At 66.0% G+C, this 15,742-nt stretch carries 14 protein-coding genes; 13 read left to right on the plus strand and 1 reads right to left on the minus strand.

Annotated features, from left to right (window positions below; all coding sequences use genetic code 11):
• On the minus strand, positions 1-971 hold a 971-nt coding region (locus tag FVW20_RS11115), incomplete at its 3' end, for an aminotransferase class IV (protein ID WP_196609624.1).
• A gap of 224 nt (positions 972-1,195) precedes the next feature.
• Between FVW20_RS11115 and FVW20_RS11120 the strand changes: the two genes are divergently transcribed.
• From FVW20_RS11120 to FVW20_RS11180, 13 genes are all read left to right on the plus strand, one after another.
• Entirely contained in the window at positions 1,196-1,612 is a 417-nt protein-coding gene (locus tag FVW20_RS11120) for a hypothetical protein (protein WP_196609626.1), read from the plus strand.
• 284 nt (positions 1,613-1,896) lie between these two features.
• Positions 1,897-2,181, plus strand: a complete 285-nt coding sequence (locus tag FVW20_RS11125) for a UxaA family hydrolase (RefSeq protein ID WP_196609628.1) — start codon at positions 1,897-1,899, stop codon at positions 2,179-2,181.
• A gap of 4 nt (positions 2,182-2,185) precedes the next feature.
• On the plus strand, positions 2,186-3,349 hold the full coding sequence (locus FVW20_RS11130; protein WP_196609630.1) for a UxaA family hydrolase: 1,164 nt from the start codon (positions 2,186-2,188) through the stop codon (positions 3,347-3,349).
• Between the two features lie 1,014 nt (positions 3,350-4,363).
• Positions 4,364-4,648, plus strand: a complete 285-nt coding sequence (locus FVW20_RS11135; protein ID WP_196609628.1) for a UxaA family hydrolase — start codon at positions 4,364-4,366, stop codon at positions 4,646-4,648.
• 4 nt (positions 4,649-4,652) lie between these two features.
• Positions 4,653-5,816: a UxaA family hydrolase gene (locus FVW20_RS11140; protein WP_196609632.1), complete on the plus strand. Its 1,164-nt coding sequence runs from the start codon at positions 4,653-4,655 to the stop codon at positions 5,814-5,816.
• Positions 5,817-6,182: 366 nt separating this feature from the next.
• Positions 6,183-7,145 carry a tripartite tricarboxylate transporter substrate binding protein gene (locus tag FVW20_RS11145; RefSeq protein ID WP_196609634.1) on the plus strand — a complete coding sequence of 321 codons (963 nt, stop codon included), beginning with the start codon at positions 6,183-6,185 and terminating at the stop codon, positions 7,143-7,145.
• A 63-nt stretch (positions 7,146-7,208) separates the two neighbouring features.
• Positions 7,209-8,753 (plus strand): tripartite tricarboxylate transporter permease, encoded by a 1,545-nt coding sequence (locus FVW20_RS11150; RefSeq protein ID WP_196609636.1) that lies wholly within the window; start codon positions 7,209-7,211, stop codon positions 8,751-8,753.
• A complete protein-coding gene (locus tag FVW20_RS11155; RefSeq protein ID WP_196609637.1) occupies positions 8,746-9,207 on the plus strand; it encodes a tripartite tricarboxylate transporter TctB family protein in 462 nt (153 codons plus the stop codon). The genes FVW20_RS11150 and FVW20_RS11155 overlap by 8 nt, the downstream gene beginning before the upstream one ends.
• Positions 9,208-9,687: 480 nt before the next feature.
• Positions 9,688-11,232, plus strand: a complete 1,545-nt coding sequence (locus tag FVW20_RS11160) for a tripartite tricarboxylate transporter permease (protein WP_196609638.1) — start codon at positions 9,688-9,690, stop codon at positions 11,230-11,232.
• On the plus strand, positions 11,225-11,686 hold the full coding sequence (locus tag FVW20_RS11165; protein ID WP_196609637.1) for a tripartite tricarboxylate transporter TctB family protein: 462 nt from the start codon (positions 11,225-11,227) through the stop codon (positions 11,684-11,686). Before FVW20_RS11160 ends, FVW20_RS11165 begins: the two co-directional genes overlap by 8 nt.
• Before the next feature lie 115 nt (positions 11,687-11,801).
• Positions 11,802-13,052, plus strand: a complete 1,251-nt coding sequence (larAH5, locus tag FVW20_RS11170) for a nickel-dependent malate racemase, LarAH5 family (protein ID WP_196609639.1) — start codon at positions 11,802-11,804, stop codon at positions 13,050-13,052.
• 344 nt (positions 13,053-13,396) lie between these two features.
• Positions 13,397-15,430, plus strand: coding sequence for a HAMP domain-containing methyl-accepting chemotaxis protein (locus FVW20_RS11175; RefSeq protein ID WP_196609640.1), 2,034 nt, complete (start codon positions 13,397-13,399; stop codon positions 15,428-15,430).
• Positions 15,431-15,471: 41 nt separating this feature from the next.
• A partial coding sequence (locus FVW20_RS11180) for an Ldh family oxidoreductase (RefSeq protein WP_196609641.1) occupies positions 15,472-15,742 on the plus strand: 271 nt, incomplete at its 3' end.

Consider the following 15,742-nt stretch of genomic DNA (forward strand, 5'->3'; position numbering starts at 1 on the left):
CGCAGCGCCTCGCGCAGCCGGGCGGCCACGGGGCCGGGCCTGCCCGTGCCGATGGGCGCGCCCTCGTAGCGCACCAGGCTGGCGCATTCGTACACGGTGCCCAGGATCAGGAATTCCCGCGCGGACAGGATGTCCGCCTCGGTGATGGCCCGGCGGTCCGTGGGCATGAACGCGGCGGCCAGGTCCATGACCCGGTGCAGGGTGGTGCCGGGCAGGGCGCTCGTGCCTTCCGGGGCGGCCAGTGTTCCCGCCGCGTCCACCAGGGCCACGTTGGCGATGGCCGATTCGGACAGGTGGCCTTCTGCGTCGAAAGTCAGCGGCACGTCCATGCCGCGTTGCCGGGCCTCGTCCATCATCAGCGCGTTGGGCAGGTAGTTGGCGTGCTTCACGCCGGCAAGCGGCCCCCGATGCGCGGGCAGCACGCTGCGGAAGGCGGACAGCCCGGCGGCGAACCATGCCTCCGGCGGGGCGGTCTGCCGCCAGGCGATGATGTACAGGCTGGACTGCGGGCATTCGGCGGGTGAAATGCCGAAGCCGCCAGGTCCCCGGCCCACCAGCACGCGGATGCCGCCTTCGTCCTCGCCGCCCGCGCGGGCCACGGCGATGATGCGGCGCCGCAGGTCGTCCCACGGGCAGGGCGGAACAAGGCGGATGGCGTCTGCCGAGCGGCGCAGCCGGGCCAGGTGGAGGTCCAGTTGGAACAGGCGGCGCTGCCGGTAGCGGATGGATTCGAACACCCCGTCGCCCCGGTGGCACAGGTGGTCGTCCAGCGGGACCAGCAGTAGGCGCGGGTCGGTGCAGATGCCGCCCACGCGGTGGTCGTGGAAGGCCAGCACCCGGTCCGCGCCGGGGCGGGGAGCAGCCAGCAGCCGCTGGAGGTAGGCGGCGGCATCAATCTGGCGCATGGGGTCGGGGTCGGTTGCGGGCGTGGTGGCAGAGGGGACGGGGCCAGTGGAATCGGCGGGGTGCATGTGCCCTCCCGTGGTTTGGAGGTGGGACCATGCGCTTCGCGTAGCCCGGCGCGGCGGGCGTGGCCTGTAGCGTACGCTACGACTGGAAAAGTTCGGCGGAATCCGGCAGGATCAGTGGCGTTGCCCGGGCCGCCCTGCCGGTCCGGAAGTCCGCTCTGCCGCCAGGCTACATACCGGCAGGCACGGTGCCGCCAATGCACTCTGCCCGCCGCCCAGAGGCCCCCATGACTGTATCCCTGTGGCTCATCATTCTCGTCAGCGTGGTGGAAGTGACGCTGCTTGGCGTGCTGTTGGCGTTTTTCCTGCGGCTGCGCCGGTCGGAGGCGCTGCTCAACCGTCTGCAGGCCAACCAGACCCAACTGTTGGAGCGGCTGCGCCAGAACGCGGAGCTTGAGCAGGAACTGGTGGCCACCTTTGCCCAGCGTCAGGAGCAATTGCGCCTTCTGGACCGGCGGCTTGAAGAGCGGGCGGATGGCCTGCGCCGCCTGCTGGAACAGGCCGAGGGCATCAGCCGTTCGCCGCAGTTCCTGCGCGAGGTGATCCTGAACGGGCACAGCAAGGGGCGCAGCCTGGACCAGATCGCCCGGTCTACGGGGCTATCGGTGGATGAGGTGGAGCTGATCCTGGCCCAGGCCGGGTAGCCTGACGCGTTCGCGGTGCGGCCTTGTGCCGCCAGATACCCCGCGCGCGATTGCCCGCGCCCAGGCGTCATGTGCGCCGCAGAAGCTTCGACACAGCCCCCTGCCGGATCCCGGCAGGGGGCTGTGTCGTTAGGCGTGCGGCGCGTGTCGAAATAATACGCTGATATATCGATGTGTTGTCGGAAATGTGCGCTGCGGTGCACGGAAGGGGGCGTATTGACGTTGACAGTCTTACATAAGACATCATACATATGTTTCCACCAACGCTCCCCAAGGAGGAACACATGTCGATCCAGTTTCTGGTGCACGAAGACGGCGATTCCGTCGGCGTCGTGGTTGTTGAAGGCGTCAAGGCCGGTCAGGACCTGACCGGTTGGGTGATGGCCGAAGACCGGACCATTACCTTCAAGGTGCTCAACGATATTCCCATCGGTCACAAGCTGGCCCTGAAGAACCTTTCCGCGGGTGACACCGTGATCAAGTACGGTACCGACATCGGCAAGGTCGTTGCCCCCATCAAGCAGGGCGAGCACCTGCACGTTCACAACGTCAAGACCAAGAGGTGGTAGTACAATGACTGCTAATACCTTCCTCGGCTACCGCCGCGAAAACGGCCGCGTGGGCGTGCGCAACCACGTGGTCATCCTGCCCCTGGACGACCTTTCCAACGCCGCCTCTGAAGCGGTGGCCAACAACGTGAAGGGCACCCTGGCCCTGCCGCACCCGTATGGCCGCCTGCAGTTCGGTGAAGACCTCGACCTGCACTTCCGCACCCTGATCGGCGTGGGCAGCAACCCCAACGTGGCCGCCGTGGTGGTCATCGGCATCGAACCCCAGTGGACGAACCGCATCGTGGAAGGCATCGCCAAGACCGGCAAGCCGGTTGCGGGCTTCTCCATCGAGCAGAACGGCGATCACAACACCATCTGCAACGCCTCGCGCAAGGCCAAGGAATTCATGCACTGGGCCACCGAGCTGCAGCGCGTGGAATGCCCGGTGAGCGACCTGTGGGTGTCCACCAAGTGCGGCGAATCCGACACCACGTCGGGCATCGCCTCCAACCCCACCGTGGGCAACGCCTTCGACAAGCTGTACGAGCAGGGCTGCACGCTGCTGTTCGGTGAAACCACCGAACTGACCGGCGGCGAGCACCTGGTGCTGGAACGCTGCGCCAACGACGAAGTGCGCAAGCAGTTCCAGTTCTTCTTCGACCGCTACGCCAAGCTTGTGGACGACCACAAGACCAGCGACCTTTCCGATTCCCAGCCCACCAAGGGCAACATCGAAGGCGGCCTGACCACCATCGAGGAAAAGGCCCTCGGCAACATCCAGAAGATCGGCCGCAAGGCCCCGGTCGTGGGCTGCCTGGACAAGGCCGAAGCCCCCACCGGCCCCGGCCTGTGGTTCATGGATTCGTCTTCCGCCGCCGCGGAAATGGTGACCCTGTGCGCCGCCGCCGGTTTCGTGGTGCACCTGTTCCCCACCGGGCAGGGCAACGTCATCGGCAACCCCATCCTGCCGGTGGTGAAGCTGTGCGCCAACCCGCGCACCGTGCGCACCATGAGCGAGCACATCGACGTGGACGTGTCGGGCATCCTGCGCAAGGAACTGACCATGGACGGCGCCGGCGACAAGCTGGTGGAAATGGCCATCCGCACCGCCAATGGCCGCAACACCGCCGCCGAAGTGCTGGGCCACCGCGAGTTCGTCCTTACCCGTCTGTACGAAAGCGCCTAGTTCCCAGGCGCTTCGGTCCCCCTTGCGGCGCGCCTCGTCGCAAGGGGGCATATCATGCGGCACGCGTGCGCGTCCGGTGCCCCTTGGGCATATGCCTGAAGGTTCACCGGGAGGAGCGCATGCCCGTCATGCCTGTCTTCCCCTGTTCGGGCGAGAGGAAGCAAGATCAAGCAGGACAGCGCAAGGCAGGGCGCGACAGGGCATGTTCCGCCCGCGTGCCGCAGCCTTTCCGCCACGCATGCCGCAGGCGGCGTGGTCACCGGGCCGTCTCCTCGTGCCCCCATGTGTCTCGCAACATCCGGCGCACGGTATCGGGACCGTGCCGCAACGGCGTGCGAGCCTTTCGCCTCCCCGGTTCATTCTCCTTCATCCTCCATGGTTTTCGCGCGGCGCGCTGTGCCGCCCGGATTATGCAAACGCGGGCCCCCAGGGGCCCGCGTTGTGCTTTTGGACGGGCCTCGCGTGCAGGTTCGCCGGTCTGGCTGTCCGGCTCTTGTCCTGCCCCCGCATGGCTCCTGCTTGTCCGTCTGGCCCGTCTGGCCCGTCCGGCCCGTCCGGGTTGCCTGGCGCGTGTGATTTGCGATGCCGGGCAGGGTGTGTGAAAGTCCGCCATACCACTTGGTGTGTGATTGCTCGCGTCGAAAGGGCATGACACAAATCCCACATGGCCTGCGTTGCCACACCCGTTTGCATGACCTTGCGCAGCAATACGGGTGTTTTGGTTGAACAAGCAAACAACACTGGCGCGGGGCGATTGCTTTAGTGCTTTATTTCACTGAACGCTCAAATATGAAAGTGTGGGGTAGGAATACCAGCATGTTGCCGTACAAGGCATGTTGCGGAGCATGCAGCGAGAGAGGGTGCGGGTCCTGCTTTTGAATAAATATATCTTATATAATAGTGGGTTGTAAAATCATGAAAAAAGCTTGGGCAAAAAGGCTCAAGTTTCGCGTTGACAGTCTTGCATAAGACATCATACACATGCCTCAACAACGCTCCCCAAGGAGGAACCCCATGTCGATCCAATTTCTGGTGCACGAAGACGGCGATTCCGTCGGCGTCGTGGTTGTTGAAGGCGTCAAGGCCGGTCAGGACCTGACCGGTTGGGTGATGGCCGAAGACCGGACCATTACCTTCAAGGTGCTCAACGATATTCCCATCGGTCACAAGCTGGCCCTGAAGAACCTTTCCGCGGGTGACACCGTGATCAAGTACGGTACCGACATCGGCAAGGTCGTTGCCCCCATCAAGCAGGGCGAGCACCTGCACGTTCACAACGTCAAGACCAAGAGGTGGTAGTACAATGACTGCTAATACCTTCCTCGGCTACCGCCGCGAAAACGGCCGCGTGGGCGTGCGCAACCACGTGGTCATCCTGCCCCTGGACGACCTTTCCAACGCCGCCTCTGAAGCGGTGGCCAACAACGTGAAGGGCACCCTGGCCCTGCCGCACCCGTGTGGCCGCCTGCAGTTCGGTGAAGACCTCGACCTGCACTTCCGCACCCTGATCGGCGTGGGCAGCAACCCCAACGTGGCCGCCGTGGTGGTCATCGGCATCGAACCCCAGTGGACGAACCGCATCGTGGAAGGCATCGCCAAGACCGGCAAGCCGGTTGCGGGCTTCTCCATCGAGCAGAACGGCGATCACAACACCATCTGCAACGCCTCGCGCAAGGCCAAGGAATTCATGCACTGGGCCACCGAGCTGCAGCGCGTGGAATGCCCGGTGAGCGACCTGTGGGTGTCCACCAAGTGCGGCGAATCCGACACCACGTCGGGCATCGCCTCCAACCCCACCGTGGGCAACGCCTTCGACAAGCTGTACGAGCAGGGCTGCACGCTGCTGTTCGGTGAAACCACCGAACTGACCGGCGGCGAGCACCTGGTGCTGGAACGCTGCGCCAACGACGAAGTGCGCAAGCAGTTCCAGTTCTTCTTCGACCGCTACGCCAAGCTTGTGGACGACCACAAGACCAGCGACCTTTCCGATTCCCAGCCCACCAAGGGCAACATCGAAGGCGGCCTGACCACCATCGAGGAAAAGGCCCTCGGCAACATCCAGAAGATCGGCCGCAAGGCCCCGGTCGTGGGCTGCCTGGACAAGGCCGAAGCCCCCACCGGCCCCGGCCTGTGGTTCATGGATTCGTCTTCCGCCGCCGCGGAAATGGTGACCCTGTGCGCCGCCGCCGGTTTCGTGGTGCACCTGTTCCCCACCGGGCAGGGCAACGTCATCGGCAACCCCATCCTGCCGGTGGTGAAGCTGTGCGCCAACCCGCGCACCGTGCGCACCATGAGCGAGCACATCGACGTGGACGTGTCGGGCATCCTGCGCAAGGAACTGACCATGGACGGCGCCGGCGACAAGCTGGTGGAAATGGCCATCCGCACCGCCAATGGCCGCAACACCGCCGCCGAAGTGCTGGGCCACCGCGAGTTCGTCCTTACCCGTCTGTACGAAAGCGCCTAGCCTCCGCTGCCGCCCTGGCGACGGTCGTCAGGGCGGCATCCCGCTCCGGTCGGTGGCACGCCGGGGCGGGACAGCGGAGCCCCGGTCGCTCCAGACCTGCTGGGCGCCCCGGGGTACATGGACCGTCACAGGTAGCGCGCGTAGTGATGAGATGCATTGCATGACAGCGAACCAGCAAGGGGCGGGACCGCCAACGACGTGATCCCGCGGGACGGCGCAGCAGCCGCACAGGCATGCAAGGGGACCGCCGCTCCCACTCCCGCCTTTCGTAGGGCCGGTTCGTACGGGCGCTGCCAGAATTTCGCTCCCCCCGAGGGGGAGCATCGACAGGTGCCTTGAACTCAAAGACCGAAAAAGGAGCCCTCCATGAAAGTGCGTTTCCTTGCGCGACTTGCCCTTGCGGCGCTGCTCGTCCTCGGCCTTGCTGTTGCCGGTGATGCCTACGCCAAGTATCCAGAAAAGCCCATCAACATGGTCATCGCCTTCACGGCGGGCGGGTCCAGCGACGTGCAGGCCCGCATCATGCAGAAGTACTGGAACAAGTATTCCGACCAGCAGTGGGTGTTCGTCTACAAGCCCGGTGCCGGGGGCGCCATCGGCTTCGGTGAGATCGCCAACGCCCGTCCCGACGGCTACACCATCGGCGGCATCAACATTCCGCACCTTGTGCTGCAGCCCATGGTCCAGAAGGCCATGTTCTCCATCGACAGCTACGCCTACATCTGCCAGGTCGTGAACGATCCGCAGGCCGTGGTCGTGCGCAACGACAGCAAGTTCACGTCGGTCAAGGACATCTTCGAGTTCGCCAAGGCCAACCCCGGCAAGCTCAAGGTGGGCCTGGTGGGCCCCAACAGCGGGCATCACCTGATGTTCCTGGACGTGAAGGGCAAGTTCGACTTCCCCGTCACCGAAGTGTTCTACAAGGGCGCCGCCGACCAGAACGCGGCCCTGCTGGGCGGCGAAATCGACGTCATGTTCGGCAACCTGAACGACGTCATGCGCAGCCTTGAGGAAATGACCGTGCTCGGCCTTGCCGCCGAAAAGCGCAACGCCTTCCTGCCCGACGTGACCACCCTGCGCGAACAGGGCTTCGACGTGGTGTCCGACATCCGCCGTGCCTACGTTGCCCCCAAGGGCATCGACAAGGCCCAGTTGGACTACCTGCGCGAAACCTTCAAGAAGATCTGCGACGACCCCGAATACATCGCCGACATGAAGAAGGCGGGCCAGCCCACCGAATACATGGATGGCGATGCCTTTGCGGCATACGTTCGCACCCAGAACGACTTCGCCAGGAACATGCTGCAAAAGGCCGGTCTGCTGAAGTAGCGGCCCCTGATACCGCCGGGGAGGGGTGCCATCCCTCCCCGGTCCGTTCCAAGGAGCATCACAATGATGGAATTTATCGGACCGGCCATCGGGCATCTGTTCGAGCCCCTGAACATCCTGCTGATGGTCGCGGGTCTGACGGGGGGCATCATCGTGGGGGCCCTGCCGGGTCTTACCGCCACCATGGGCGTCGCCCTCATGGTGCCGGCCACCTTCGCCATGGACGCCACCAGCGGCCTGATCATGCTGGGGGCGATCTATGCAGGCGCCATCTACGGGGGGTCCAACTCCGCCTGCCTCATCTGCACGCCCGGCACGCCCTCGTCCGTGGCCACCACCTTTGACGGCTGGCCGCTGTGCCAGGCCGGTCGGGCCGATATAGGCCTCATAACCTCGCTGCTGTCCTCCGTGTTCGGCGGCATCGTCGGCACCGTGTTCCTGCTCTTCCTGGCCGCGCCGCTGGCCCGGTTCGCCCTGCAGTTCGGCGGCCCCGAGAATTTCTGGCTGTGCATCTTCGGCCTGTCCACCATCGCGGTGATGTCGTCGGGCAACATGGTCAAGGGCCTGCTGTCCGGGGCCATGGGCCTGCTGGTGTCCACCGTGGGCATCGACCCCAACGTCGGTGTGCCCCGCTTCACCTTCGGGTACTACCCGCTGGTGCAGGGCATCGAGGTCATCCCCGCCATGATCGGCCTGTTCTCCTTCTCGCAGGTGCTGTACCTGATCGGCAGCTACAAGCCGTTCATCGCCGACTACAAGCCCGCGCCCGGCGCCTTTGGCGAAGTGGTGCGCGCCCTGGTGGGCCGCTGCAAGGTCAACCTGATGCGCTCGTCCATCATCGGCACCCTTGTGGGCATGCTGCCCGGCGCGGGTGGTGAGATCGCCTCCATCATCTCCTACAACGAGGCCAAGCGCTGGGACAAGAATCCCGAACGTTACGGCACGGGGGTGATCGAGGGCGTGGCCGCCAGCGAAAGCGCCAACAACGCGGTCATCGGCGGTTCGCTGATCCCCATGCTGACCCTGGGCATTCCGGGCAGCGCGGTGGCGGCGGTCATCCTGGGCGCGCTGCTGGCCAAGGGCATCCAGCCCGGCTTCAAGGTGTTCACCGCCACGGGCGACCTGGCCTACACCTTCATCATGTCGCAGTTCGCGGTGAACCTGCTGATGATTCCCATCGGCCTGCTGCTGGCCCGCATCATGACCAAGCTGCTCAGCATCCGCCTGACCTTCGTGGCCATCGCCATCGTGGTGCTGTCGGTCATCGGGTCGTACGCCATCCGCAACAGCATGCTGGATGTGTGGATCGTCATCGTCTTCGGCTTTCTGGGCTACTTCTCTGGCCGGGTGGGCCTGGATACCGGGGCCATGGCCCTCGGCATCATCCTTGGCCCCATGATCGAGGAGAACCTCGGCAAGTGCGTGCACCTGTCCAAGGCCTCCGGCGGTTCGGTGATCAACGTGTTCCTCGAAAGCCCCATCGCCATCCTGCTCATCGTGCTCACCCTGCTTTCGCTGGCCACCCCCTTCCTGCTGGACTGGAAGCGCAAGCGCCGCGACTGCGGCTGCGACATCGCGCAGCCCAAGGAGAACTCCACCCATGCGTAGCAGTGTTGCCGACATCGCCTCCGGTCTCGCCGTGCTGGTCATTGCCGGTGCGTTCCACGCCCAGAGCGGCGACCTTGAGGGGGTCAGCCTGCTGTTCCCCCGGATGCTGATCATCTTCATGGCCCTTGGCGGCATCTACCTGTGCGTCCTTGGCCTGCTGAAGGGACGCAAGGGCGAGGACGCGCCGCAGGACGACGAACCCGTGGCCGTGACGCGTGTGGTCATGATTTCCGCCGGGGCCATCGCCTATGTGGCCATCATTCCGGTGCTGGGCTTCTACCTTGCCTCCGCCCTGTACCTGTTCGGCATGTCCATGGTGCTGAGCGACGCCAGCGGCGGCACGCGCAAGAAGGCCCTGGCCTCCGCCGCGTTCACCGTGGTGCTGTGCCTGTTCGTCTGGATAGGGTTCGCGATGCTGTTGGGCGTTCCCACTCCTGAAGGCATGCTGTTCTAGACGCACCTGCCGCACGGCGCCGTTCGCTCCGTCCCCCCGTCGTGCGCATTCCCGGAAGGGCTGCGTGCGGCGGGGGGCCTGTTTGTGGTCAAAAGCATCTCGGCCCCCGAGATGGTAACTTCTTGTAACGATGCGTTTCCTTGCACGGCTGGCCCCGCGGTGCTGCCTGTCATCCGACTTGCTGTCATCGACGATGTCTGCGCAAGGCCTTTCGAAAACCCACCAACATGCTCATCGGCTTCACGGCGGTCGGGACCAACGACGTGCAGGCCGTATCACGCAGAACCACTGGAGCGCGTTGCTATCTTGTCGACATGAAAGATGACGGGCCAGCCGCCGGATACACGGATGGCAAAGTCTTTGCGACGTACGTGACACGCGGAACGCGTATGCAAGAAGGCCGGCCTGCTGAAGTAGCCAACCCTGATACCGCCGGAGCGGGGTACCATCCCTCTCCGCCCTGTACCAAGGAGCTTTGCAATGATGGAATTTATCGGACCGGCCATAGGGCATCTGTTCGAACCGCTGAACATCCTGCTGATGGTTGTCGGCTTGACGGGCGGCATCATCGTGGGAGCCCTGCCGGGCCTTACCGCCACCATGGGCGTCGCCCTCATGGTGCCGGCCACCTTCGCCATGGATGCCACCAGCGGCCTGATCATGCTGGGCGCCATCTATGCCGGCGCCATTTACGGGGGGGCCAACTCCGCCTGCCTCATCTGCACGCCCGGCACCCCCTCGTCCGTGGCCACCACCTTTGACGGCTGGCCGCTGTGTCAGGCGGGTCGGGCCGACATCGGCCTGGTCACCTCGCTGCTGTCGTCGGCCTTTGGCGGTATCATCGGTACCGCGCTGCTGCTGTTCCTGGCCGCGCCGCTGGCCCGCTTCGCCCTGCAGTTCGGCGGCCCCGAGAATTTCTGGCTGTGCATTTTCGGCCTGTCCACCATCGCGGTCATGTCGTCGGGCAACATGGTCAAGGGCCTGCTGTCGGGCGCCATGGGCCTGCTGGTGTCCACCGTGGGCATCGATCCCAACGCCGGGGTGCCGCGCTTCACCTTCGGGTACTACCCGCTGGTGCAGGGCATTGAAGTCATCCCCGCCATGATCGGCCTGTTCTCCTTCTCGCAGGTGCTGTACCTGATCGGCAGCTACAAGCCGTTCATCGCCGACTACAAGCCTACCCCCGGCGCCTTCCGCGAGGTTTTCGGCGCGTTGGTGGGCCGTTGCAAGGTCATCCTGATGCGCTCCTCGCTCATCGGCGGCCTGGTGGGCATGCTGCCCGGCGCAGGGGGCGAGATCGCCTCCATCATCGCCTACAACGAGTCCAAACGCTGGGACAAGGATCCTTCCAAGTACGGCAAGGGTGCCGTGGAAGGGCTTGCCGCCAGCGAAAGCGCCAACAACGCGGTCATTGGCGGTTCGCTGATCCCCATGCTGACCCTGGGCATTCCGGGCAGCGCGGTGGCGGCGGTCATCCTGGGCGCGCTGCTGGCCAAGGGCATCCAGCCCGGCTTCAAGGTGTTCACCACCACCGGCGACCTGGCCTACACCTTCATCATGTCGCAGTTCGCGGTGAACCTCTTGATGATCCCCGTGGGCCTCTTGCTGGCCCGCGTCATGACCAAGCTGCTCAGCATCCGCCTGACCTTCGTTGCCATCGCCATCGTGGTGCTGTCGGTCATCGGGTCGTACGCCATCCGCAACAGCATGCTGGATGTGTGGATCGTCATCGTCTTCGGCTTTCTGGGCTACTTCTCTGGCCGGGTGGGCCTGGATACCGGGGCCATGGCCCTCGGCATCATCCTTGGCCCCATGATCGAGGAGAACCTCGGCAAGTGCGTGCACCTGTCCAAGGCCTCCGGCGGTTCGGTGATCAACGTGTTCCTCGAAAGCCCCATCGCCATCCTGCTCATCGTGCTCACCCTGCTTTCGCTGGCCACCCCCTTCCTGCTGGACTGGAAGCGCAAGCGCCGCGACTGCGGCTGCGACACCGCGCAGCCCAAGGAGGACTCCACCCATGCGTAGCAGCGTTGCCGACATCGCCTCCGGTCTCGCCGTGCTGGTCATTGCCGGTGCGTTCCACGCCCAGAGCGGCGACCTTGAGGGGGTCAGCCTGCTGTTCCCCCGGATGCTGATCATCTTCATGGCCCTTGGCGGCATCTACCTGTGCGTCCTTGGCCTGCTGAAGGGGCGCAAGGGCGAGGACGCGCCGCAGGACGACGAACCCGTGGCCGTGACGCGTGTGGTCATGATTTCCGCCGGGGCCATCGCCTATGTGGCCATCATCCCCGTACTGGGCTTCTACCTTGCCTCCGCCCTGTACCTGTTCGGCATGTCCATGGTGCTGAGCGACGCCAGCGGCGGCACGCGCAAGAAGGCCCTGGCCTCCGCCGCGTTCACCGTGGTGCTGTGCCTGTTCGTCTGGATAGGGTTCGCGATGCTGTTGGGCGTTCCCACTCCTGAAGGCATGCTCTTCTAGCGTCAGCCGCACCGCGCGTTCGTTCCGTCCCTCCGCCGTGTGCATTTCCGGAAGGGCTGCACGCGGCGGGGGGAATCATTTCCACTGCCGATACCTTCACGAGAGGTTTCGTTCCATGCGCATCGACCTGAAGTACGGGCACGGCTATGTGCCCCTGGAACTGCCCGATTCCGTCCATGTGGACGTCTTCGAACCGAACCCGGTGCAGCCGCTGGCCGATCCCCTGGCCGCCCTGCACGCCGCCCTTGACGAGCCGCTGGGCTGCCAGCGGCTGGAAGAGCGCCCGGCCCCGCGCTCCGTGGCCATCGCCGTGCCCGACGAAACGCGTCCAGTGCCGGTGCGGTTGCTGCTGCCGCCGCTGCTGGACCGGCTGTTTGCCGCCTACCCGACGCTGAGGCCGCAAGACGTGGTGATCGTGGTGGGCGGCGGCCTGCACCCTCCGGCGGACAAGGCCCAACTGGCCCGCGTGCTGCCGGAGGATATGCGCGGCTGCCGGGTGGTGGCCCATGATGCCGAGCATTCGGCGCTGGCGCGCTTCGGCGCCACCACGCGTGGCACCCCGGTGGAGGTCAACGCCGCCTATGGCGCGGCTGAACTTCGGTTGGTCATCGGCATGGTGGACGCGCACCAGTTCGTGGGTTTTACCGGCGGGGCCAAGGGCGTGGCCATCGGTTGCGCCTCCGCGGCCATGATCGAGGCCAATCACCGCCTGATGCGCGACCCGGCGGCTACCGTGGGCGCCATAGAGACCAACCCCGTGCGGCTCGACCTGGACGAGGCCGGTGAACTGGCCGGGGTGGCCATGGCCATCAACGTGGTGCTGGACGCGTCCAAGCGCCCGGTGACCATAATGGCCGGGTGGCCCCCCCAGGTCATGCGCGCCGCCGCCAAGGTCACCGCGCAGGTGTACGGCCTTGCCTATGATGCGCCGTACGACATGGTCATCGCCTCGTGCGGGGGCACCCCCAAGGACCTCTGCCTGTACCAGGCCCAGAAGGGGCTGAACACGGCGGTGCAGTGCGCCGCGCCGGGGGCAAAGGTGCTGCTGGTGGCCGAGTGCGGCCAGGGCGTTGGCGATGAGGTGTACCACGACTACGTGCGGCGTTTTCCCTGCGCTCATGCGCTGAAGAAGGACTTCGAGTCCGGCGCCTTCCGCATGGGCGCGCACAAGGGCTTTCTGTTCGCGCGGGCCACCACCAGCTTCGAGGTGGTGGTGCATTCCGACCTGGATCCGGCCCGGCTGCGCGAATGCCTGCTGACGCCCGGCGACATGCAGGAAACCGTGAACACCTGGCTGGCGGGGATGCGCCAACCGCGCGTGGCCGTGGTGAAGAACGCCAACTCTTCGTTCTTCTACAGGAAATAACCAGCAAGCCTGTTCGTCTCCTCCTGAAGCTGCGGGCGGGGAACCGGTGCGGATTCGTCATGCGGCGGGTTCGCGACGGGGCACCCCGCCCGCCAATCAGGGCAGGGGGGAAACATGCGTTGTGGCTGGGCCGGATTGCCGGGGGGCATGCGGCCTGGGCGGAACGCGCCGCCGCGGGCGAAACGCGGCGGCAGGGCAGGAGTGAAGATGGAAGCCGCGCCCTGAAAGGGTCGGCGGCATGACGAAGGGGGAAACGGGTCCGAAGCAGGAGCGGGCCGCGCCGGAAGGGCGGGCGCGCTCCTCTGTCCCCAAGGCAGAAAACCAGACGCGCTCCGGAGGGCGGCATGCTCCTGAAGACCAAACTGTATCTCGGATTCATGGCAGTGCTCCTGCTGACGGCCATCGTGGGCGGCATCGGGTGGCGGGGAATGCACGAGATGGTCGTGTACGGCAATTATTCCACGTCCATCGAAACGGCCATGCGCCATCTTTCGGGGGCAGAAGCCTCCATGGGGCGCTTCATGCTGCGCGGCGAGCAGGCCCACGCCGCCGCCACGGACAGGCACCTGGACGACGCACGCGCCACCATCGAGGCGGCGGGCGCGGGACTGACGCAGGGCTGGATGCAGGCCGACGGCAAGGGGCTGCTGGAAAACCTGGAGAACTTCAAGACCGCCTTCGCCCAATTGGTGAACTCGCAGAACGAGGCCATCGCCATGCGGCAGCGCATCGACGCCAACGCCGCCAAGGTGGTGGAAACGGTGGCCACGCTGGACGGCACGCTTGCCGGGGTGCTGCAGGCCACCCACGACGCGGGGCGGCTGAAGGGGTACCAGATGCTGCACGCCGGGGGCGCCGCCTTTGCCGAGGTGCGCGTGCTGACCGGACAGTTTCTGGATACTCCCACCGAAGAATTGCGCACCGCCATCCGCGCGCGGCTGACCGAAGCCCGCAAGGCCTTTCAGGCGGCGCGCGATGCCCAGCCCGACGAACCGTCCCGGGACGCCGTGCAGGAACTCATGGGGTACGTGGGCAACTATTCCGGCCTGTTCGGCATTTTCTCGCGCCAGATGCTGGCCAAGTACGAGGCCCTGGACCGCCAGCAGGAGGTGGTGGCCGCAACCCAGGCCGCAGCGTCCGAGGCGTTGCAACATGCCTCTGCGGCGTCCGACGCCTCCGTGCGTACCGCAACGTGGCTGTTGGCCGGGGCAGCCCTGGCCGCCATGTGCATCGGCGCGGTCATCGCCTTTGCCCTGCCGCGCGGCACCGTGCGCCAGTTGGGCAAGGACCCCGGCGAACTGGCCGACATTGCCCGGCGGGTCACCGAGGGCGACTACGACATCGACGACGGCAGCCCGCACCAGGGCGTGTACGGCCACATCGTGGACATGGTGCAATCGTTGAAGACCCATCTTGCCAGCGCCGAAGAGGAATCGCGCCGCGCCCGCGAGGAATCGGAACGGGCCCGGCTGGCCATGCAGCAGGCGGACGAGGCCCGCACCGGGGTGGAGGCGGCCAACCGGACCATGCTGTCGGTGGCGGACGAAGCCCACGCCATTGCCGCGCGCATCGCCGCCGCGGCGGAAGAACTGGCCGCCCAGGCCGAACAGGTGGGCGCCGGGGCAGAGGTTCAGCAGCAGCGCATGGCCGAAACCCTGGCCGCCATCACCCAGATGAACGCGGCCGTGACCGAGGTGGCCGCCAGCGCCGCCGCCACCAGCCGCAGCTCCGACGATTCCCGCCGCAACGCGGAAGAAGGCGCGCAGGTGGTGGCCCGCACCGTCACCGCCATCGAGAAGGTGGCGGCAGGATCGGACGCGGTGCGCCGCAACATGCAGGAACTGGGCGTGAAGGCCGAGGCCATCGGCAAGGTCATGGAGATGATCGCGGACATCGCGGACCAGACCAACCTGCTGGCGCTGAACGCGGCCATCGAGGCGGCGCGCGCGGGCGATGCCGGACGCGGCTTTGCCGTGGTGGCCGACGAGGTGCGCAAGCTGGCCGAACGCACCATGCAGGCCACGGCGGAAGTGGGCGGCAGCGTGCGCGGCATCCAGGACGTGGCCCGGCGCAACGTGGACGCGGTGGAGCATTCCGTGGCGGCGGTGGGCGAGGCCACGCATTCTGCCCGTGAATCGGGCGAGGCGCTGACGGCCATCGTGCGCATCGTGGGCGACTCTGCCGCGCAGGTCAACGGCATCGCCGCGGCGGCGGAGCAGCAGTCCGCCGCCAGCGAGCAGATTGGCCGCACGGTGCAGTCGGTCAACGACATCGCGGCGGAAACGGCGGGCGGCATGCAGCAGTCCGCCGTGGCCACCCGCGAGCTGTCGGAAATGGCGGCGCAACTGGAGCAGGCCCTGACCCGCCTGCGCGCGTAGGGAGTGTTCCCGGTGTGTCTTTTGCTGCCGCAGGAGCAACCATGACCGTAGTCCTCAGGCCCGATGATCTCGCGGCGCTGTGCCGCACCGTGCTGGAGCGGGTGGGCGTGCTGCCTGCCGCGGCATCCTCCGTGGCCAGGGCGCTGGTGGCCGCCGAGTGCATGGGCATACCCTCGCACGGGATGGCGCGTTTGCCGCAGTATGCCGACCAGGTGGCGGCGGGCAAGGTGCGCGGCGATGCCATACCCCGCGTGGAAACGCCGCTGCCCGCCACCGTGCGCGTGGATGCCGGGTGCGGCTTTGCCTATCCGG

This window comes from Nitratidesulfovibrio oxamicus, assembly GCF_015731765.1.
In the GTDB taxonomy this organism is placed as follows: domain Bacteria; phylum Desulfobacterota; class Desulfovibrionia; order Desulfovibrionales; family Desulfovibrionaceae; genus Cupidesulfovibrio; species Cupidesulfovibrio oxamicus.